Source organism: Loigolactobacillus iwatensis (assembly GCF_003950295.1).
GTDB classification, from domain to species: Bacteria; Bacillota; Bacilli; order Lactobacillales; family Lactobacillaceae; genus Loigolactobacillus; species Loigolactobacillus iwatensis.
On sequence record NZ_RHNP01000004.1, the window covers coordinates 1 to 21825 of the forward strand.

Sequence of the window (21825 nt, forward strand, 5' to 3'; positions counted from 1 at the left end):
CTTTAACAGAATATAAAAGTGGTGAATCATAATTCCGTCGAATTATGATTCACCACTAATGTTAGTCAGTTTTTGTGTATCATTTATTAAGCTACTCAGTTTATTTTTGGAGTTGTATCAAAATGACCTTTTTTGATGCAACTCTTTTTATTTTACTGTTGTATAAAATTCTGACAGTACCAGTCGTCTATGTTAGAATTAGACTTAAATGTAGTAGGGGGAATAGATTTGCAAAACATCGGGATTCAATCCGTTGTAACGTTAGTTTGCTATTTTATTTTTACCGGTGCCGCCTTTTGGGCACTTCAAGCACTTCGGTTTGAAAAAATCATTCGACGTGATCACGTTCAACAAGCGCAATTATTAGTTGGTTTGTTAGCAATTGTGATTGGTTATTTGTGTAGTACCTTTTTCTTGAATTTTATTGATAATGCACGTAACTTGATTTTTCTTTTTCGTTAGTCAAGTTACGTAATAAAAAATTAATCGTGCGGAGGAAAAATCATGGTAGAAAAGTTGATCATTCATGGTGGACAAAGATTAAAAGGAACGGTGAACATTGAAGGTGCTAAGAATGCTGTTTTACCAATCTTGGCTGCAAGCTTGTTGGCTTCTAGTGGCCAAACTGTTTTAGATAATGTTCCTATCTTGTCGGATGTTTTTACAATGAATGAAGTTCTCAATCGGTTGAATGTTAATTTAGCTTTTGATCAACATAAAAAAACGATTACGTTGGATGCAAGCGGTGATCTTGCTTTTAATGCACCTTTTGAATACGTCTCAAAAATGCGGGCATCAATCGTTGTTTTAGGTCCGTTATTGGCGCGATTAGGACGGGCTCGTGTTGCCATGCCAGGAGGCTGTGCCATCGGTAGTCGGCCAATTGACCTTCATTTAAAAGGCTTTGAGGCTCTGGGTGCAACAATTACACAGCATGACGGCTACATTGAAGCGGTGGCACCAAAATTAGTCGGGACACAAATTTACTTAGATTTTCCAAGTGTAGGTGCAACTCAGAACATTATGATGGCGGCAACTTTGGCTGAGGGAACAACTACAATCGATAACGTGGCGCGGGAACCTGAAATTGTTGACCTAGCAAACGCATTAAATAAAATGGGTGCACATGTTATTGGGGCTGGTACTGAAACCATTCGCATTGAAGGCGTAAAGGTTATGCACGGCTGTAAACATAGTATTATTCAAGATCGAATTGAGGCCGGTACCTTTATGGTCGCCGCAGCCATTACTGGTGGAAATGTTCTGATTAAGAATGCTATTCCAGAACATAATAAGCCGCTCATTTCAAAGCTGGAAGAGATGGGGGTTAAGGTTGTCGAGTCTGATACCGGTGTTCGAATTATTGGGATGCCAACGCTCAAAGCAACTAGTGTTAAAACATTACCTTATCCAGGTTTTCCAACTGATATGCAGGCGCAAATGACCGTACTTCAATTGGCGGCACAAGGGACTAGTTTGTTGACGGAGACAGTTTTTGAAAATCGCTTTATGCATTTAGACGAACTACGACGAATGAACGCTGACTTTAGAATAGAGGGTCAATCTGTTCTGTTATACGGACCGACTGCGTTCAATGGTGCTGAAGTTGCGGCATCAGATCTTCGGGCTGCTGCTGCCTTAGTAATTGCTGGTTTGGTGGCAACAGGCTATACACAAGTGACTAATCTTAAATACTTAGATCGTGGCTACTATAAATTCCATAAAAAATTATGTGGTTTGGGAGCTGAAGTTGTTCGGGTTGACACAGAAAAAGAAAATGAGGTTATCACACCTGATTCTTTTGCAACATTGTTGGCCCAACAAGCTTAATTTTTTTGTAAGAAGTAGGTGCTTGACCTGCTTCTTTTTTCATGGAATAGCTTAAAAGATGGCTTTTATTCTGGCTTGACCTGAAGTCCACTATTTTCGTGGGCCGCATCTTATGCTATAATTCAATATTGATTGAGTTACGTTTAGCGAGAGGAGCAAAACAAGAATGGCAAAAGATATCGGTATTGACCTTGGTACTGCGAATGTCCTAATTCATGTTCAAGGTAAAGGTATCGTTTTGAACGAACCTTCTGTAGTCGCAATTGATACAAAGACCGGGAAGGTGCTAGCAGTAGGATCGGATGCTTATAAAATGGTGGGTCGAACACCAGGCAATATTCGAGCAATTCGACCAATGAAAGATGGCGTAATTGCGGATTTTGATATTACTGAAGCAATGCTATCTTATTTCATTAATAAATTAAATGTTAAAGGAATTTTATCCAAACCAAATATTTTAATCTGTTGTCCAACTAATATTACGTCAATTGAGCAAAAGGCAATCATTGAGGCTGCCGAAAAATCTGGTAGTGGTAAGGTTTATCTAGAAGAAGAGCCAAAGGTCGCCGCAGTTGGCGCCGGGATGGATATCTTCCAGCCACAAGGTAATATGGTAATCGATATTGGTGGTGGTACAAGTGATATCGCCGTATTATCAATGGGCGACATCGTCACCAGTCGATCGTTACGTTTGGCGGGCGATAAGATGGATAGCGAAATTTCGAGTTTTGTAAAAAATGAACATAACTTATTGATTGGTGAACACACCGCTGAAAAAATTAAAATTGAAATCGGTGAGGTTTACGGTAAAGATGAGGCAAAATCGCTTGATGTTCGAGGTCGTGATATGGTCACTGGTTTACCACGAACGATCACGATTACGTCTAAAGAAGTTGAAAATGCCTTACATGATACAATGATGCAAATTGTTCAAGCGGCAAAAGATGTTCTGAACCAGACGCCACCTGAATTATCCGCTGATATCATCGATCGAGGCGTTATGTTGACTGGTGGTGGAGCACTGCTTCATGGAATTGATCAACTTTTCTCCGATAATTTAAAGGTCCCGGTAATTGTTGCTGAAAGACCATTGGATGCTGTTGCTCTAGGAACTGGCGTACTGTTAGACAATATTAATAAAAGTAAACGTCGCTAAATTGAGGTGATTGGAAATGCGTAATTCACGGCGCTTTGATGTTTTTGTGCGGCCGGTTTTATCAAAGATACTTTTAGTTGCAATTTTAATGTTAGTTACCTTAGTTCTAGGGACAATGATCGGCTTTGCAATTGGTGGCGGGAACCCATTACGTGTCTTTTTACCGAGTACTTGGGGACATATGTTGGATTTTGTGCAGTAGTTGTTAAGAGAAGCTAAGGCAATTGCGTAGCTTCTTTTTTGTCATATTTGGATAGAAAATTAGATCATTGTAAAATATGGCCCGTTAAAAAATATTCACTAGCAATGAATGCGTTTAGGCCGAAAGCACTGCGAACAGACTGGCTGATAGAATTGAGTGCTAAATGAGCTTTGTTAGGCAGGAGGTAGTTAAATGAAACAATTATTGGTTCGACTTATTCGGGTTTATCAGCGCTATTTATCTCCCGTCTTGCCAAAAAGTTGTCGTTACTACCCAACTTGTTCTCATTACGCAGTTGAAGCAATTGAGCAATATGGTGTCTTTAAGGGATCATTAATGACAACCAGTCGGCTATTACGCTGTCAGCCATTTGCGGCTGGTGGTTTTGATCCTGTTCCCGGTAAATTTTCGATCGGTCGTAATCATAATCAGCAGGAATTAGAGGAAGCGAAGGTAAAATATTATGGCGAAACAACCAAATAAAGTGGAACTGACAATTCAAGAGGAAACTCACGGGACAAGCATTGTTAACGGCGTTTTTGATGGTAAAAAGCGGATTGGTGATATTGAAGAAATAGCTGAACATCAATTTCAAGTTAAACTGGCCGATGGGACTTCTTTTAATGCACGCAGCTATGAAGATGGGCTTAACGAATTAATTATGCAGTACCATCTACACAAATAAATAAGCTAAGCTTTTGTAAAGTTGAAGGCTTTTTACTAGCGCTATTAATTAAGACAGTTATACTGACAATGAAGGAACTTAATTATAAGATAAAGGGGCAGTTTTATGCGAGAAACAGCGCGTGAAGAGGCTGAGAATCCAAGAATTGATTATGGTATTATTTTTTCAGTCATGATGTTGGCGCTGATTGGTCTAGCGTCGATTTATGTTGCAGCAGTTCACGATAAGTCAACCACTAATGTGACGCGGACAGTAGCTGTGCAGATTTTATGGTATGCCATCGGGATCGCAATTGTTGCGATTGTGATGCAATTTGATTCCGAACAACTTTGGCGGGTTGCACCATTGGCTTATGGTGTCGGAATTATTTTACTAGTAGCAGTTTTGTTTTTGTATAGTCGGTCTTACTACGTCAATACCGGTGCTAAGAGTTGGTTTGCCCTAGGGCCGTTCACTTTTCAACCCTCGGAAGTCATGAAGCCCGCGTTTATTTTGATGTTAGCGCGGGTTGTCATGACCCACAACAATGAGTATCCAGTACATCAAGTTCAAAGTGACTTAATTTTAATTGGTAAGTTGGCCGCCTGGACACTTCCAGTTGCGATTTTATTGGAACTTCAGCATGACTTTGGGACAATGTTGGTCTTTTTTGCCATTGTTGGTGGCGTTATGTTGGTATCCGGTGTTACTTGGAAGATCTTAGTCCCGTTGTTTTCATTTATTCTGGTGATCGGGGGGACGGCAATTACCTTTGTCGCGACCAGTTGGGGCCGAACGATTCTTGGTCACATTGGTTTTCAGAGTTATCAATTTTCGCGAATTGATACTTGGTTACACCCAGCTAATGATACTAGTAATTCTGGGTACCAATTATGGCAGAGTATGAAGGCAATTGGTTCTGGACAGATTATGGGTAAGGGGTTTAACCACACTGAAGTTTACGTTCCCGTTCGTGAATCAGATATGATCTTTTCGGTCATTGGCGAAAACTTTGGCTTTATCGGTTCAACAATTTTGATCTTACTTTATTTTCTGTTAATTTATCAAATGATCCGTGTCACTTTTGATACGAAAAATGAATTTTATGCCTATATTTCAACCGGAGTTATCATGATGATCTTATTCCATACCTTTGAAAATATTGGGATGAATATCGGATTACTACCATTGACCGGGATTCCGCTACCGTTTATCTCCCAAGGGGGGTCGGCGCTAATTGGTAATTTGATTGGTGTCGGGTTAGTCATGTCGATGCGCTTCCACCATAAGAGTTATATGTTTAGCTCAGATAGTGAGGCTTTCAATTAAACTAATTTAGGGGTGCTTGAAAAGATATCTAGCAATCTGTTTTTTCAAATATGTTGACACTAAATTAGTCCGGAAAAGATAAGTAAAATTATTTTCTAAACACGATCCAGAGTTCAGCGGATTAGTTTTCATTGGAATGCACTTATCTGCTTGACAGGAAATTATAATCTGTTTATAATTAACCTCAATTGAATAGGACGCAATGAAAAGAAGAGCGAGGATTTAATTTGATCTAGCGACTTGTGATGGTGGAAGGCAAGCGAATTAACCTCAAAGATGATCTTGGAGCGTGTAGAGTTGATGTGACTCTAGCGGATTTGTACACGTTATTGTACTGAGTCGATTGACTCGATGAGATGGCCGAAGTGATTCAGTCATAAAACAAAGGTGGTAACACGATAATAACAAGCTTTTCGTCCTTTAGTATCAGGTGATACGGGATGAAAGGCTTTTTTTATTGATTTAGAATAAGGAGATGATGTACCTGTGATTGACATTAAAGGTGTCAGTAAGGTTTTCAAAGGAAAAAAAGAAATTACGGCCGTTGAAGACGTTAACTTACAAATCAATGATGGTGAGATCTATGGTATTGTCGGCTATTCAGGCGCAGGTAAGAGTACTCTAGTACGAATGTTTAATGGCCTAGAAACACCAACTACTGGCACAGTAACGATCAATGACACAGTGATGAGTGACTTGCACGGTAAAGAGTTACGCGAAAAGCGCCAAAAAATGGGCATGATTTTCCAGTATTTTAATTTATTGTGGTCGCGGACTGTTTTGCAAAACGTTACTTTTCCGTTAGAGCTAACGCATGTTGCTAAGGAAGAACGACAAGCAAAAGCAGAAAAATTAATTGAAACGGTTGGGCTAAAAGGCCGGGAAAATGCCTATCCCAGTGAATTATCAGGTGGGCAGCAACAACGGGTGGCCATTGCCCGTGCACTGGCTAATGATCCCGAACTCTTATTGTCTGACGAGGCAACTAGTGGATTGGATCCCAAAACAACTGACGAGGTTCTGGAATTATTACTTAAGATTAACCGGGAATTGAACATCACAATTATTGTGATTACCCATGAAATGCACGTCATCCGTAAAATTTGTGATCGAATGGCAGTCATGGATGCTGGGCGAGTTGTTGAGGAAGGTAGCGTCTTTGATATTTTCCGACACCCACAAAAAGAAATTACCAAACAGTTTGTTTCCGAGGAAGAAACACCGCAATTATCAGATACAAATGTTGTTATCAAAGAATTGTTAAAGCAAGTTCCAACTGGTAAAATTATCAAATTAACTTTTCACGGCGATCAGGCTAAATTACCAATCATTTCTGAAATGTTACGTCAATTTCCTGAGATTGACCTCAATATTGTTGATGGCTCCATTCATCAAACTCAAGAAGGTTCAATCGGAACGCTTTACTTGCAACTTTTAGGTGATGGGCAAGAGATTGTTGATGCCCAAGATTATCTGCATAAAATGCGAGTTGAAACGGAGGTGATTCGCGGTGAGTAGTACAACAGGCTTTTCATCTTATTTCCATTTTTCGCAAGTGGATTGGGCAAGCATGTGGTCGGCCACAGGTGAAACAATTTGGATGACGGTTTTTTCATTAGTTTTGGTTGCTATTATCGGCATACTTTTAGGCCTACTTTTATTTGAAACAACGGATAGCCATAGTTTGTGGGCGCGATTACTTCATTGGTTGGCAGCAGTTTTCGTTAACGTTTTTCGTTCAATTCCGTTTATTATCTTAATTGTTTTACTATTACCGATTACTAAAAACTTAGTCGGAACGATTATCGGACCGAAAGCTGCGTTACCATCATTGATTATCTCCGCCGCGCCATTTTACGCACGAATGGTGGAATTGGCCTTTCACGAAATTGATCACGGTGTTATTGAGGCTGCTGAGTCAATGGGCGCAACGAACACACAGATTATTTTTAAGGTGTTATTACCTGAAAGTAGTCCGGCATTAGTGTCTGGTATTACGGTTACGGGCATTTCACTCATTGGTTACACAGCAATGGCCGGTGTTATTGGCGCTGGTGGTCTGGGTAACTTGGCTTACTTGGATGGGTTCCAAGCAAGTAATAATACAATAACGCTGGTTGCGACGATTGTTATTCTTATTATTGTATTTATTTTTCAAACGATTGGCGACTTAACAGTTCGTCGAATTGATAAACGGATTACACGTTAAAAATTAGTCAGCATTCATTAGAGGGGGAGTTTAGTTATGAAGAAACATCGTTTACTTAAATTAGCGACAGCTGCGGCCGTTTTATTATTGGGCGTTAGCGCTGTTGCTGGGCCAGCATCGGCCGCAACAACATTAAAGGTGGGGGCTACTAAAACACCGCATTCAATTATTTTGAATCACGTTAAGCCACAATTAAAAAAGGAAGGCGTTAACCTCAAAGTAACAGTTTTCCAGGACTATTCTTTAATTGATAAAGCCTTAGTGGCCAAGGACCTTGACGCAACTTACTTTGCACACAAACCATACGTTGATCAAGAAGTAAAAAAGAATGGTTATAAGATTGCAATTGTAGGAGCCGTTCATTTGGAACCAATCAGCGCCTACTCAAAGAAAGTTAAAAAATTATCCCAGTTAAAAGATGGTTCAACAATTTTAGTTTCTAATAACCGTCCTGATTATGGTCGTGTTTTAACGATTCTAAGGGATGCTGGTCTAATCACAATTAAAAAGGGAACTAAGATTACGGACGCCGACTTTACGGATATTGCTAAAAATCCAAAACATCTGAAATTTAAGCACGATTATGATCCAAAATTGATGCCTTCACTTTATAAGAATAACGAAGGCGACGTTCAATTCATTAACGCCAACTTTGCGGTTCAGGCTGGAATTAATCCAACTAAAAAGGCTATTGCAACTGAAAAGAAATCCTCACCATACGCGAATGTTGTTGAAGTTCGTAAAGGTGACCAAAACAAACCAGCCGTTAAGAAGTTGATGAAGGCTTTACAGTCAAAGTCAACTCAGGACTGGATTGCTAAACGCTTTAATGGTGCAGTTTTACCAGTTAAATAAATAATCTAAGATTAGTTCTGATGTGAATCGATGGAAATCGATTAATATCAGAACTTTTTTTGTTGACACTGAGAGTGAGGCTAAGGTGGAGCAGACTCCTTGGGACTTCGGTTTAATTTAGTCCGATCGACAACGTTAGTAAATGCTCGGAATCTGGCCGCTTTTTCAAACACTCTCGTAAGGCACATGAATCCAAAAGCGACTTTTGTCCCACTCCCGATGTGTTATTGAAAAAGGTTCTCAATTAGGCTAGAATAGGATTGTTTACAACGAAAATATACCGATTATTAGCGAAGTTAGTAGTCGATTTTTAAGCTTGGAGGAGATCAGATGGCAAGACTAGAAGTGAAAGACCTACATGTTTCTGTAACTGATGAAGATAAAGGTGTCGATAAAGAAATTTTAACGGGTGTTAATTTAATAATGAACACTGGTGAAATTCACGCCATTATGGGTCCCAATGGTACTGGTAAATCAACACTTTCTCAAGCTATTATGGGTAATCCGGCCTATAAAGTAACTCAAGGCGATATTTTACTTAATGGTGAAAGTATTTTAGGGATGCCCGTTGATGAACGTGCTCGCAAAGGGCTCTTTTTGGCGATGCAATATCCAGCCGAAATTGCTGGGGTAACCAACGTTGAATTTATGCGGGCTGCTATTAACGCGCGTCGAGCAGACGATGACCAAATGCCCGTTATGGAATTCATGAAATTATTAGACGAGAAACAAGAAATTCTAGACATGACGGACGAAATGTCAGAACGTTATTTAAATGAAGGTTTTTCCGGTGGTGAAAAGAAACGGAATGAAATCTTACAGTTAATGATGATTCAACCAAACTTTGCTATTTTAGATGAAATTGATTCTGGTCTTGATATTGATGCCTTAAAAGTTGTTTCAAAGGGTGTTAACGCAATGCGCGGTGATAACTTTGGTTCATTAATTATTACGCATTATCAACGGCTATTAAATTATATTGTGCCCGATACTGTTCACGTCATGATGGGCGGCAGAATTGTTCAAAGTGGCGGTCCAGAATTAGCTGAGAAACTTGAAGATGAAGGCTATGCTGGTGTTCGGGACGAATTAGGCTTAGACGTTAAATTAACTGACGAGATTTAAGGAGGGTTTAGCATGGAGACAAAAGTAGAACCTGAATTTCAGTCAGCTTTAACGACTTACGCGAAAGATCATGCAGAACCTGCTTGGTCATTGGAGTTACGTCAGAAAATGTTGACACAGTACCCCACGTTACCATTACCGCGCTATGAAAAGATAGACTACCAAAAATGGGACCTTTTAAACGCAACGAAGCCGGTAACCACTATTTCTGACGCTGACCTGACTGATGATCTAAATATTGATTTTGCTGCTAGTAAGAATTTATTAGTTGAAGTTGGAAAGTCGGTTATGGCCGCTCAACTGGATCCTGCTTTAGCAGCTCAAGGTGTTATCTTTACGGATATTTTTACGGCAATGCGTGATTATCCCGAACTAGTAGAAAAGTATTATATGAAGACGGCAGTTAAGGCCGATAATAATCGGTTAACAGCCTTTCATGCTGCTTTCATGAATGGCGGCGCGTTTTTATATGTACCCAAGAATGTCGCAATTAAAGACCCAATTCAGGCTTACTATATTCAGGATAGTACCCGTAAACAGGACTTTGTTCCGCATGTTTTGGTTATTGCCGAAGAAGGTAGCGAATTAACTTACCACGAGAATCTCTCAACTAGTGGCACTGAAAGTAACTTGGCCAATATCGTTGTTGAGGTGATTGCCAAAGATAATGCTCACGTTCATTTTTCGGCGGTTGATCAACTTAGTGGTAAAACAACCACTTATTTAAACCGGCACGCCATTTTAGCAACTGACGCTACGGTTGATTGGGCGGTTGGTTTTATGAACGATGGTAATGTTGTTGGTGATTTCAGCACTGATCTACGTGGTAAGGGCTCACATACCGAAGTAAAAGTTGTGGCGATTACTACTGGTAAACAAGTACAAGGCATCGACACCAAGGTGACTAACTATGGTCAGCATACAATTGGCCACATTTTGCAACACGGTGTTATTCTTGAGGATTCAACGTTAACGTTTAATGGGGTTGGTCACATTGTTAAGGGTGCTCGTGGTTCAGATGCCCAACAAGAAAGTCGTGTTCTGATGTTATCCACCACGGCTCGTGGTGATGCGGACCCAATTCTTTTAATTGATGAAAATGATGTTACCGCTGGTCACGCGGCTTCTGTTGGTCGAGTTGACGAAGGCCAAATGTATTACTTAATGAGTCGCGGTATTAGTAAAAAAGTTGCCGAACGCCTTGTTATTCGTGGCTTCTTAGGTAGCGTTATTACCGAAATTCCATCCAAGACCGTCCGTGAACGATTGACGGCAACGATCGAAAGGAAGTTAGAAAATGGCCAAAAGTCTGAATCAGATTCGTAAGGACTTCCCAATTTTAGATCAAAAAGTTAACGACGAAGATTTGGTCTATTTAGATAATGCCGCAACAACGCAAAAGCCGCGGGCAGTAGTTGAAGCACTAGCGCACTATTATTATACGGATAACGCTAATGTTCACCGTGGTGTGCACACCTTGGCTGAGCGAGCGACTGCTGATTTTGAAGCGGCACGGGAAAAAGTACGGGCCTTTATCAATGCCCGTTCCACAACTGAGGTTTTATTTACCCGCGGTACGACAACCAGTTTAAACTGGGTAGCAGCTAGTTACGGTGAAAAAGTTATTGGTGCTGGTGACGAGATTGTCATCTCTTACATGGAACACCACAGTAACTTGGTACCCTGGCAGCAATTAGCGTTACGAAAGAAAGCAACTTTAAAATACATTAAAATGACTGCTGATGGACATTTAGATATGACCGATGCGGCCGAACAAATTACTGATAAAACTAAAATTGTGGCGATTGCGCAGGTGTCAAATGTTCTTGGGGTTGTCAATCCAATTAAAGCTTTGGCAAAATTAGCCCATGAACACGGTGCAATTATGGTGGCTGATGGGGCCCAATCACTACCTAATATGCCGGTTGATGTTCAGGAGCTGGATTGTGACTTCTTGGCCTTTTCCGGACATAAAATGTTAGGTCCAACGGGAATCGGTGTTTTGTACGGGAAAGAAGCAATTTTAAATGAAATGCCACCAATTGAATTTGGTGGTGAAATGATTGATTTTGTTGATCTTTTTCAGAGTTCGTGGAAAGAATTACCGTGGAAATTTGAAGCAGGAACACCTGATATTTCCGGTGCAATTGGCTTGGGTGCTGCAATTGATTATTTGTCCGCCATTGGGATGGCTAACGTTCAGGCCCATGAACAAGAACTCGTTAACTATGTTTTACCCAAACTATTGGCGATTGATGATCTCACCGTTTATGGTCCTCATGATCCGGCCCAGCATACAGGTGTCATTGCTTTTAATTTGAACGGGCTGCACCCACATGATTTGGCTACTGGTTTGGATATGGAAGGTGTTGCTGTTCGTGCAGGACACCATTGTGCGCAACCGTTAATGAACTATTTAAAGGTACCCGCAACGGCACGAGCAAGTTTTTATTTATATAATACGAAGGCGGATGCTGATCGTTTAGTTGAAGCAATCGTTGCAACAAAGGAGTTCTTTAAGCATGGCACTGTCTAGTCTTGATAATTTATACCGCCAAGTTATTTTGGATCATTCGACTCATCCGCACCATCACGGTCATTTACAGCAAGTTACGAATGAAATTGAGATGCGTAACCCTACTTGTGGTGACGTCATTCAATTAGAAGTGGCAGTTGCTGATGATAAAATTAATGACATTGCATTTTCTGGTGATGGTTGCACGATTAGCCAGGCTTCTGCGAGCATGATGACTGACGCTGTTATTGGTAAGACACCAACTCAGGCTGAGGAAATGGTCCAAGTTTTTTCTAAGATGATTATTGGTGATCAACCTAATTTGGATACTAAGATTCTTGAAGATGCGTCAGTGTTAAATGGCGTTGCTAAGTTTCCCGCACGAATTAAGTGCGCGGCCTTAGCTTGGAAAGCACTTAATAATGCCCTGACAAGTAATGATGGTAAAGGAAAGGCTGGTCAAATCGTGGACCATCACGATAATTAGATCGGCAGTAAACGCAAAGGAAGGGGCAAGACGATGCCAGAAACTGAGAACACAAAAAATAATGAGGCTGCCGCAACTTCGATTCAAGATTTAAACTTGAGCGAAGATTACGATTTTGGTTTTCATGATGATGTAACACCTGTATTTTCAACCGGCCATGGTTTAACGGAAGAGGTTGTGCGGGAAATTTCAAAGGAAAAAGATGAGCCTAAATGGATGCTTGATTTCCGTTTGAAATGTTACAAACTGTATAAAAAAATGCCAATGCCAGCGTACGGACCTGATTTATCAAAATTAGACCTTAAGAATATGTTGTATTACCAAAAGGCCACGGATAAAAAGTACCGTGATTGGGAAGATGTTCCTGAAGAAATAAAAAATACCTTTGATCGTTTAGGTGTGCCTCAGGCTGAGCGTCAATACTTGGCTGGTTCTTCAGCACAGTACGAGTCAGAAGTGGTTTACCACAACATGAAAGACGATTTTGATAAACTAGGGATTATTTTTACCGATACTGATACGGCCTTGAAAGAATACCCTGAATTATTTAAAAAGTGGTTTGGTAAATTAGTTCACCCAACTGATAATAAATTTGCGGCCTTAAATGGTGCCGTTTGGTCTGGTGGTTCGTTTATTTACGTTCCTAAAGGGGTTAAAACGGATATTCCGATTCAATCTTATTTCCGTTTAAATGCCGAAAATTCAGGTCAATTTGAACGGACCTTAATTATTGTTGATGAGGGTGCCAGTGTTCAGTACGTTGAAGGCTGTACAGCGCCAAACTATTCATCAGATAGTTTGCACGCCGCCGTAGTTGAAGTGTACGTTGAAAAGGATGCTTACGCCCGCTATACGACGATTCAAAATTGGTCGAACAATGTTTATAGTTTGGAAACCAAACGTGCACGAGCAATGGAAAATAGCACGATGGAGTGGGTTGATGGTAATCTTGGTTCTAAGATTACTATGAAGTACCCAAGCGTCTACCTAGATGGTGAAGGCGCAACAGGAACAATGTTGTCAATTGCCGTTGCTGGCCATAACGTGGACCAGGATGCTGGGGCGCGAATGATTCATAACGCTAAAAATACGTCCTCGTCGATTGTTTCTAAATCAATCTCTAAAGATGGGGGTGCCGTTGATTACCGGGGAACAGTCCGCTTTGGTCGCCACTCTGATGGTTCAAAGGCCCACGTCGAGTGTGACACAATCATTATGGATGAAGAATCAAGTTCCGATACGATTCCGTATAATGAAATTTTAAATGGGAACGTCTCAATGGAACATGAGGCTAAGGTTTCAAAAATTTCCGAAGAACAACTCTATTATTTGATGAGCCGTGGTGTTTCTGAAGCCAAGGCAACTGAAATGATCATCATGGGCTTCGTGGAACCATTTACTAAAGAATTACCAATGGAATACGCCGTTGAATTAAATCGATTGATTGGTTACGAAATGGAAGGTACGGTTGGATAGTGCTTTAATACTGCGTTATAACGGGGTAAATTCACCACCTGCCACCAAAATTTTAAAAATAAAAGCGCTCTGTCAAATCTAGTTGATGGCTAGTTTTGGGACAGAATTAGAAGCTAGGCAACTTCTAATTCTGTCCTTTTATTTAGTTCTGTTCTCATTTTTGGCGTGGATTATTTTGAAATCTTGGCTTTAATACTGAATGAAAATATTATCTAATTGTTGATAGGGGGCCATGGGCTTTTCCTATTCTTTAATGACGCTGTAGCGGGTGGATTTTTGTATATGGAGCCTGTGGTCTTTTTGTTTTACAAAAAAGTTGGAGTCTTTAAAAAGGCGGGAACGATAATTCATTTGTCTGAATTATCGTACCCGCCTTAATTTAATCAGAATTATTTTGGTCTTCACGTGCTTCTTTATGTGCTGCTTCACGCTTTTCTTGGGTGATTGTTTCAGCGTGTTTCTTCTTAATCTCGGCCTTATCTTCGGCCTTGTCCTTTAACTTGGCCTCTTTTTGATCGGCCTGACCCTTAGCCTGGAGTTCATCATTATTGATGATTTCACCAGTTTTTTCTTTGATTTTACCTTTAAGTTTATCTAATTCACCAGCTGCCATTGAAATTCCCCCCTTAAATTGATTGCGACTTTTACTTCTTGATTTCAGTATGCCAAAAAAATTGGTGCAACGCGATAAATATGCTGTTAATTTATAAACTGGTGGGGGAATTGATTTGTAACCCGTTAATATAAAAATAAGCCAGACATTCCAGTAAAAACCTTTTTACTGGAATGTCTGGCCTTTTTATCCAACTTAATTTTCGTCTTGTAAATGATGATCGTCATGGAATAGAGCAAGTAGTAAACCAACAACAATAACTGCGGCTTCAGCAAAGCTAACCGTAACATCACCCTCCAAATTATTTAGCTATCAAAACCACTATATATTATAGAACTAATTTTAGAAAAAGTTAAATAATAAATGAATTCATAAAAAAGTTTGACAGTCTCACAATCATCTGTTATGATTTTGTTATCAAATTCTAAGGAGTTTTTAATATGACAGTCGTGAAAGAGCAAGTTATGACACAACTGAATAATCGATATTATTACTATTGGTTCTTTAACTAGTGTTTGCACTGGCAGTATAGGTGCAAACACGACGTTTGTATCCTATGCGGGCCAATAGTTCTTAATCGTATGTATTAAAAACGGTAGCCACATAGAGATGAAATTAAAATTTCAGCTGTGTGGTTTTTTCTTATCGATGACGCTATCAAAGTCTTTTGTTGATTACGGAGTCCCACAGCAGACAAACGCTGGGGGACTTTTTTTATAACTTTAAACAAAATGATGGAGGAATTGATAATGATAAAATTTGATGAAATTGATGAATTAGGCGTTAACGCAGTTCGGATGTTGAGTGTTGAGATGATCGAGGCAGCACAGTCAGGGCATCCAGGCTTACCGTTAGGGGCAGCACCACTGGCCTACACGCTATTTACCCGACATTTAAAAATAGATCCAGAAAATCCAGAGTGGTTTGATCGTGATCGGTTTGTTCTATCGGCTGGGCACGGATCAGCAATGTTGTACAGTTTATTACACCTTTCCGGATTTAATCTAAGTATTGCCGATTTAAAACAATTTCGCCAATTAAATAGTCGAACACCAGGACACCCGGAACACGGTGTAGTCCCAGGTGTTGACGCAACTACCGGGCCACTTGGGCAAGGAATCGGAATGGCGGTTGGGATGGCAATGGCCGAAGCACATTTAGCAGCCATTTTTAATCAAGCGACCAAACTAGTTGATCATCATACATACGTCATTTGTGGTGATGGTGATTTGATGGAGGGTGTGTCTCATGAGGCTGCAAGTCTTGCCGGACACCTCAAATTGTCCAAGTTAATTGTTTTGTATGATTCAAATGATGTTTCGCTAGATGGCCCAGCTGATCGTGCACTCACTGATAATGTTCAAAAGCGTTTTGAGAGTTACGGTTGGCATTACCAGCAGGTTGCCGATGGAAATGATTTAACCGCAATTGATCGGGCAATTACACAGGCTGAGCAACAAGCAACGGCACCGACATTGATTGAAGTTAAGACGATTATTGGCTATGGCGCACCAAAGCAAGGAACTAATCAAGTTCATGGTAGTCCACTTGGGGCGGATGGTATTATTGCTTTGAGGAAAGCTCTGAATTGGCAAGAAGCAGAATTTACCGTTCCTAAACCTGTAACCAAACGTTTTACGGAAACATTACGCCAAAATGGTGCTCATAAACGTCAGCTGTGGGAACAACAACGGCAAAGATTGAGTCCAAAGGTGGCACAACAGTTTAAACAGGCAATTGCGCAGGAATTACCGGCCAATTGGACTAATGAGTTACCAACTTATAAACTAGGTCAAAGTGAATCGGGTCGAGTCACTAGTCAAAGGATGATTCAAGCAATTGCGAATAAAGTTCCGACGTTTTGGGGTGGATCGGCGGACCTTGCCACATCAAATAAAACCGATATTGCAGGAAGCAACTCGTTTACAGCATTAACCCCGGAACAGCGAAATATTTGTTTTGGTGTTCGTGAGTTTGCTGAAGCTACGGCCTTAAATGGCATTGCATTGCACGGTGGTAGCCACATCTTTGGTGGAACCTTCTTTACCTTTTCTGATTACATGCGTGGTGCCATTCGGCTGGCGGCCTTACAGAAACTACCCGTCACTTATATTTTCACCCATGATTCAATTGCTGTTGGGGAAGACGGCCCAACCCATGAGCCAGTTGAGCAGTTAATGAGTTTGCGGGCAATGCCAAACGTTTCAGTTATTCGCCCGGCAGATCCGAATGAGGCCGTTGCGGCTTGGAAATTAGCGCTGACTATTCATGATCGACCAACTGTTTTAGTTTTTACCCGCCAAGATTTGGCGGTTCTAAAGGGGACTCAGCAGCTAGTGAGTGGCGTTAGTCGCGGCGGTTACGTGCTGTCCGCCCAGCAAGGAACGCAACCAGAAGGGGTGTTGATTGCCAGTGGGTCCGAAGTAGCCTTAGCGCTAACTGCTCAACAGGAATTATTGAAATTAAAGCATGATGTTGCGGTGGTATCCATGCCCTCTTTTGATCGGTTTGATCAGCAGTCCCGCCAATACCAAGAGCAAGTTTTACCGGGGGGAGTGCGCGATCGTCTTTCAATTGAAATGGGAGCAACTTTAGGTTGGGAGCGATACGTTGGGTTAGATGGTGTTAGTCTGGGAATTGATTCCTTTGGGGCCAGCGGTAAGGCCGCCGAAGTAATTAGTAAGTACGGTTTTTCAACCAAGGCCATTACTACTGCTTACTTAAAAATGTGGGAACAAAATAATTTTTCACAAATTCCAAAACGGGAGGCCATTTAAGATGATTGCGATTGACGGACACACAAAATTATACGGATTCTTTGCACACCCAGCACACCATAGCTTGTCACCTTTAATGTATAATTTGAGTTTTCAGGCTCATGAAATTAACGCACGCTATTTAGCCTTTGATTTATCTAATGATTTTTCACAAGCGATTGCTGCTGTACGAACATTAGGCCTTGGGGGAATTAATCTTTCAATGCCGTATAAACTTAAGGTGTTGCCACTTCTTGATGAATTATCTACGACGGCCGAATTGGTTGGTGCCGTTAATACGGTTGTCAATGACCATGGTCGGCTTAGGGGTGAAAATACTGACGGTAAAGGGTTAATACTGGCCCTGCAGGCTGACGGAAGAAAGATTGCGGGTAAACAAATCGTTATTCTAGGTGCTGGTGGTGCCGGAATGTCAATTATTGCTGCGGCTGCCTTTGCTGGTGCGGCCAAGATTACGGTCTTTAAACGCCAAAATCAAACCTTTACCCAAGTGGCGCAGTGTTTGAATCAAATTGAAAAAGTGACCCAAGTTGCACTTGAATTATGTGATTACGCGGATGAAACTGCGATGGCGCAAGCATTAGCAACAACCGATTATTTGATTAATACGACTAATATTGGTATGGGCCAGGGAAACAATGAGTTACCAGTACCTGCAAAATTGATAACGAGCTTAGCGGCTAACGTAGTGGTCACGGATATCATCTATTTTCCACAGGAGACGGCCTTTTTAAAGTTAGCTAGACAAAATGGTAACCCGACCTATAATGGTTTAGGAATGTTGATTTATCAGGGAGCTTTGGCTTTTCAAATTTGGACGGCTAAACAAATGCCGATTAAAACCGTTACGACAGCTCTAGAACAGGCTTTGTACCAACCACAAAACTAAAGGGGATTATAAATTATGATTATTCAATTAAACCAAACTGTAAACGAAGAAATTGTTGCTGCCTTACTTAAACGTTTAGCGGCCACACCAGCTACTGTTATTCGAATTGGAACTCACGTTGCAGTACCCGAAGTAAAACAGGTAACGTTAACTACCGATGAAGCCGCGCAAGTTGCCGAAGTTATTGAAAAGACGCCGGCCGCAGTACTTGGTAGCCGATTATTCCAACCAGAAGATACGATTATTAAATTGCCCCACTCAACAATCGGAGGCAAAGGCAGTTTTACAATGATGGCCGGTCCTTGTTCTGTTGAATCAGAAGAACATGTTCGAAGAATGGCCAAGGTAGCTAAAGAAGGCGGGGCAACCTTACTTCGTGGCGGAGCCTACAAGCCACGGACTTCACCATATTCTTTCCAAGGTTTAGGTGAAGATGGTTTGAAATATTTGCGCGCGGCGGCTGATGAAAACGGCATGGACGTGATTACAGAAGTGATGGACGAAACTCACGTGAATTTGATTGCTAAGTATACAGATGTTTTCCAGATTGGCGCCCGGAATATGCAAAACTTTTCTTTGTTAAAGGCAGTTGGTAAAACTAAGGTGCCGGTCGCTTTAAAACGGGGATTAGCTGGTACGATTGATGATTTATTAAACGCTTCAGAATACATAGCGGCCGGTGGTAACCACCAGATTATGCTGTTAGAACGGGGAATTCGGACTTTTGATAATAAATATACCCGCAATACTTTTGATTTGGCTGCCGTACCAGTTTTGCAAAAATTAACCCATTACCCAGTTATTGTTGACCCAAGCCACGCTGTTGGTGAATGGGATTTGGTAACGCCGATGGCCCATGCTGGTGTGGCTTCTGGGGCTTCTGGCATGATTGTTGAAATTCACGATGACCCAGAACACGCTTTTTCTGATGGTCCCCAAGCACTGAAACCAAAAACTTATTTAAAAATGACCAAAGAAGTTTTTGAACTAAAAGCATTAATGAATTCATGGGAGGCATAATTTTTGAAAACAGTCACAGTTACTTTGCCTGCTAAAACTTATCAAATCAAAATTGCAGCAGGTTTACTTACTCAAGTTGGAAATGAGGTGGCCAGCTTATGGTCACCACGAAAAATTGCTTTAGTAAGTGATAGTCACGTTGAACCCCTTTATTGTGAGCAGGTGGAAACTTCTTTAATCGCTGCCGGTTTTACGGTTCACGTTTACCGTGTGCGCGCAGGTGAAGATTCAAAACAGCTAGGTGTTTTATCGTCACTTTACGAGGAATTGCTAGGCGATGACTTTGGTCGCTCTGACGGTGTTATTGCGTTGGGCGGTGGCGTTGTTGGGGACTTGGCTGGCTTTTTAGCATCAACTTACATGCGTGGTATCAGTTTCATTCAAATTCCAACGTCATTACTTGCCCAGGTTGATAGTAGCGTAGGTGGTAAAACAGGAGTTGACTTGAATACTGGTAAAAATCTGATTGGTACCTTTTATCAGCCGGACGTTGTTTTGATTGATCCAACCGTTTTACAAACGTTAAGTCAACGTTTCTTAGTTGAAGGCTATGCCGAAATTGTTAAAATGGCAGCTATTTCTTCGCTAGATTTTTGGCACTTAATTGAAAACATTAACCAACCTAAAGATATTCTAAAGCAGGCGCCAGCTCTAATTGAAGCGAGTGTTCGGTTTAAGGCCCAGATTGTTGAGGCTGATGAAAAAGAAGGCGGTTTGCGCCAAATCTTAAATTTTGGGCACACCTTAGGCCACGCAATTGAATTATTGGCTGGCGGTCAGCTTGCACATGGTGAAGCAGTCAGTATTGGAATGGTGCAAATAACTCAAATTTTTGAAGACCGGGGGCTAACACCCAGTGGAATAACGGCCCAACTAAAAAAGCAATTATTGGCTGTTGGTTTGCCAATTTCAAGCGATCTTATCGGTAGTCCGCAATTTTACGAGTTACTGAAACACGATAAGAAAAACCATGGCGATCAGTTAACGTTAGTTTATTTAAAGGAACTGGGTACAGCAGATTTATACCCAGTGAAGCTAACTGCAATTCACAATTTTCTGAACTTATGATTCGGCTTGCAGTTTTAGGGCCAGCTGGAACCTTTAGTGATGTGGCTGCCCGCCAGTATTTAAAAAAGCATCAACTCAATTACTCACTGAACTATTACAATACCATTGAGCAGGTAGCGGTTGCCGCTTCCGAAACGGACCAACTAGCCCTGTTGCCGTTAGAAAATACCTTGGACGGTTATGTTCAAAATACGTTGGCCATTTTGGCAACGGGGCAGTTGAGAATTAACGGGGCAGTGATGGTGCCAGTTCGTTTTTCATTGGCTGCTAATGTGCTAGAGCTTAATAAAATTAAGCGACTCTACGTTCAGTTTAAAACTAAGGGCCAGTGTACAAAAATAATTCAGCAACTACCTCAGGCAGAGTTATTAACTACGGAAAGTAATATGCTTTCTTTTGCAAAATTAGAAAATTCAGTTGCTGGCGATGCTGCGATTATCCCGCAATTTCATTTACCGGAATTAAACCCGAAAAAATATTTGCTTGTTTCGGATGTTACGGATCAGTCGGATAATTTTACTCGTTTTATTGTGGTTGGGAAAAAGATAGAAATGGCCGCAATTGGTGCCACTAATCGGTTTCGTTATACTTGCTATGTGACGCCAAAAAGTGATTATGCAGGATTGCTATACGATATTTTAGGCCATTTTGCAAAGGCACAGCTTAATTTGATTTCGTTAATATCACGACCAACCAAAAAGAAAATGGGTCAATATAGTTTCTACATTGAGGTTAGTGGTGTGGGTGAGCAATTACCTAAATTACACCAAGTATTACAGCAATTAGGTAAGCATTATACGGTTCTTGACCTTGGCGTTTATCCAGCAACTGATTTAACCGAATCAGACTAAAAGTAAGGAGTGGGATAAAAGTCGGTTTTGGGTTTACTGTGTAACGTAAGCTAATCCAATAACCGTATTATGGTTATTGAATTAGCTGTAGTTAGGCACGTGAACCCAGACTTTTGACGCACGTTCTAGAATAATGTTCGAAAACAATAAGAGGCCAGGACTTTTGTCCCGGCCTCTACTTTTAATTTACTTTAAGCTAGTGTTCATAAAGCCTTTTGGTAGCTCTTTCCTAATGTATTTAAACACGTCCCTTAAGGACTAATTGTTCCGTTGCCAAGGTGTGCGCTTTACTTTGGTGTAGAAAATTGTTAAGCCAGTAACCTGATTTAAGTTCTAACTGCTGGTCTAATGCGTAGACCGTTAGTTGGTAATCATGATCCTTATCTGGTGGTGTTGGGCCGATATAATGTTCACTAGAAAGTGGATCTTTTTCACCAATAAAGGGTGAGGCCAGACTATTCTTACCTTGAATAAAATTATCAGTTTGTTCTCGACTAGCATTTTCAGTCAATTGAAGTTCAGTTGCTGGAATGTTAGCCGCTATCCAGTGAATCCAAGGAAAACCACTGACAGACACAGCATCAAAGTCTAGTAACGTAAGTGCCCAAGTTTTTGTACCAGTTGGCAAGTCGGTAACTTGAACTGGAAAGGAAATAAAAGGATTCTTATTGTAATATTCTTTTTCAGTTGCGTGTTTACTGTAGCGATCGGCTAAATAACCATTTTCGGTTGGAACCGTAATTTTCATCAGCAAAACCT

The 21825-nt window shown here is 40.9% G+C and carries 22 protein-coding genes; 20 read left to right on the top strand and 2 right to left on the bottom strand.

Going from position 1 to position 21825, the window contains the following annotated elements:
* The first annotated feature begins 228 nt into the window (after window positions 1-228).
* The 15 genes from EKM98_RS01755 to sufB all read left to right on the top strand — a co-directional run bounded on the left by EKM98_RS01755 (window position 229) and on the right by sufB (window position 13848).
* Window positions 229-462 (top strand): DUF1146 family protein, encoded by a 234-nt coding sequence (locus tag EKM98_RS01755; protein WP_125980138.1) that lies wholly within the window; start codon window positions 229-231, stop codon window positions 460-462.
* Between the two features lie 42 nt (window positions 463-504).
* A complete protein-coding gene (murA, locus tag EKM98_RS01760; RefSeq protein WP_125980140.1) occupies window positions 505-1830 on the top strand; it encodes a UDP-N-acetylglucosamine 1-carboxyvinyltransferase in 1326 nt (441 codons plus the stop codon).
* Between the two features lie 166 nt (window positions 1831-1996).
* Window positions 1997-2986 (top strand): rod shape-determining protein, encoded by a 990-nt coding sequence (gene mreB / locus EKM98_RS01765; RefSeq protein ID WP_068225092.1) that lies wholly within the window; start codon window positions 1997-1999, stop codon window positions 2984-2986.
* A 16-nt stretch (window positions 2987-3002) separates the two neighbouring features.
* Window positions 3003-3188: a DNA-directed RNA polymerase subunit beta gene (locus EKM98_RS01770; RefSeq protein ID WP_125980142.1), complete on the top strand. Its 186-nt coding sequence runs from the start codon at window positions 3003-3005 to the stop codon at window positions 3186-3188.
* A gap of 192 nt (window positions 3189-3380) precedes the next feature.
* On the top strand, window positions 3381-3671 hold the full coding sequence (gene yidD / locus EKM98_RS01775; RefSeq protein WP_125980144.1) for a membrane protein insertion efficiency factor YidD: 291 nt from the start codon (window positions 3381-3383) through the stop codon (window positions 3669-3671).
* On the top strand, window positions 3652-3873 hold the full coding sequence (locus EKM98_RS01780; RefSeq protein WP_125980146.1) for a DUF2969 family protein: 222 nt from the start codon (window positions 3652-3654) through the stop codon (window positions 3871-3873). The genes yidD and EKM98_RS01780 overlap by 20 nt, the downstream gene beginning before the upstream one ends.
* Before the next feature lie 105 nt (window positions 3874-3978).
* Window positions 3979-5181 (top strand): FtsW/RodA/SpoVE family cell cycle protein, encoded by a 1203-nt coding sequence (locus tag EKM98_RS01785; protein ID WP_125980148.1) that lies wholly within the window; start codon window positions 3979-3981, stop codon window positions 5179-5181.
* A 486-nt stretch (window positions 5182-5667) separates the two neighbouring features.
* Entirely contained in the window at window positions 5668-6699 is a 1032-nt protein-coding gene (locus tag EKM98_RS01790; protein ID WP_125980150.1) for a methionine ABC transporter ATP-binding protein, read from the top strand.
* Between the two features lie 52 nt (window positions 6700-6751).
* A complete protein-coding gene (locus tag EKM98_RS01795; protein ID WP_068226238.1) occupies window positions 6752-7390 on the top strand; it encodes a methionine ABC transporter permease in 639 nt (212 codons plus the stop codon).
* Window positions 7391-7426: 36 nt separating this feature from the next.
* The gene (locus EKM98_RS01800) at window positions 7427-8245 is read left to right on the top strand and encodes a MetQ/NlpA family ABC transporter substrate-binding protein (protein ID WP_125980152.1); all 819 of its coding nucleotides are present in this window, start codon (window positions 7427-7429) and stop codon (window positions 8243-8245) included.
* A 330-nt stretch (window positions 8246-8575) separates the two neighbouring features.
* A complete protein-coding gene (sufC, locus tag EKM98_RS01805; protein ID WP_125980154.1) occupies window positions 8576-9370 on the top strand; it encodes a Fe-S cluster assembly ATPase SufC in 795 nt (264 codons plus the stop codon).
* Between the two features lie 12 nt (window positions 9371-9382).
* Window positions 9383-10696 carry a Fe-S cluster assembly protein SufD gene (gene sufD, locus EKM98_RS01810; protein ID WP_125980156.1) on the top strand — a complete coding sequence of 438 codons (1314 nt, stop codon included), beginning with the start codon at window positions 9383-9385 and terminating at the stop codon, window positions 10694-10696.
* Entirely contained in the window at window positions 10668-11906 is a 1239-nt protein-coding gene (locus EKM98_RS01815; protein WP_125980158.1) for a cysteine desulfurase, read from the top strand. The genes sufD and EKM98_RS01815 overlap by 29 nt, the downstream gene beginning before the upstream one ends.
* Window positions 11893-12372, top strand: coding sequence for a Fe-S cluster assembly sulfur transfer protein SufU (gene sufU / locus EKM98_RS01820; protein ID WP_125980160.1), 480 nt, complete (start codon window positions 11893-11895; stop codon window positions 12370-12372). Before EKM98_RS01815 ends, sufU begins: the two co-directional genes overlap by 14 nt.
* 33 nt (window positions 12373-12405) lie before the next feature.
* On the top strand, window positions 12406-13848 hold the full coding sequence (gene sufB, locus EKM98_RS01825; protein ID WP_068225071.1) for a Fe-S cluster assembly protein SufB: 1443 nt from the start codon (window positions 12406-12408) through the stop codon (window positions 13846-13848).
* 379 nt (window positions 13849-14227) lie between these two features.
* Here the strand turns inward: sufB and EKM98_RS01830 are convergent, their stop codons facing one another.
* On the bottom strand, window positions 14228-14461 hold the full coding sequence (locus EKM98_RS01830) for a CsbD family protein (RefSeq protein ID WP_125980162.1): 234 nt from the start codon (window positions 14459-14461) through the stop codon (window positions 14228-14230).
* A gap of 749 nt (window positions 14462-15210) precedes the next feature.
* Between EKM98_RS01830 and tkt the strand changes: the two genes are divergently transcribed.
* Genes tkt through EKM98_RS01855 form a run of 5 tightly spaced genes read left to right on the top strand, consistent with a single transcriptional unit; the run spans window position 15211 to window position 21066 of the window.
* A complete protein-coding gene (gene tkt, locus EKM98_RS01835; RefSeq protein ID WP_125980164.1) occupies window positions 15211-17238 on the top strand; it encodes a transketolase in 2028 nt (675 codons plus the stop codon).
* Between the two features lies 1 nt (window position 17239).
* Window positions 17240-18127 carry a shikimate dehydrogenase gene (gene aroE / locus EKM98_RS01840; protein ID WP_125980166.1) on the top strand — a complete coding sequence of 296 codons (888 nt, stop codon included), beginning with the start codon at window positions 17240-17242 and terminating at the stop codon, window positions 18125-18127.
* Between the two features lie 15 nt (window positions 18128-18142).
* Window positions 18143-19147 carry a 3-deoxy-7-phosphoheptulonate synthase gene (gene aroF, locus EKM98_RS01845; RefSeq protein ID WP_125980167.1) on the top strand — a complete coding sequence of 335 codons (1005 nt, stop codon included), beginning with the start codon at window positions 18143-18145 and terminating at the stop codon, window positions 19145-19147.
* 3 nt (window positions 19148-19150) lie between these two features.
* Entirely contained in the window at window positions 19151-20215 is a 1065-nt protein-coding gene (gene aroB / locus EKM98_RS01850; RefSeq protein WP_125980169.1) for a 3-dehydroquinate synthase, read from the top strand.
* Window positions 20212-21066, top strand: a complete 855-nt coding sequence (locus tag EKM98_RS01855) for a prephenate dehydratase (protein ID WP_125980171.1) — start codon at window positions 20212-20214, stop codon at window positions 21064-21066. The genes aroB and EKM98_RS01855 overlap by 4 nt, the downstream gene beginning before the upstream one ends.
* A 238-nt stretch (window positions 21067-21304) precedes the next feature.
* Here EKM98_RS01855 and EKM98_RS01860 read toward each other — a convergent pair whose 3' ends face one another.
* A complete protein-coding gene (locus tag EKM98_RS01860; RefSeq protein WP_125980173.1) occupies window positions 21305-21814 on the bottom strand; it encodes a YbhB/YbcL family Raf kinase inhibitor-like protein in 510 nt (169 codons plus the stop codon).
* Window positions 21815-21825 lie beyond the last annotated feature (11 nt).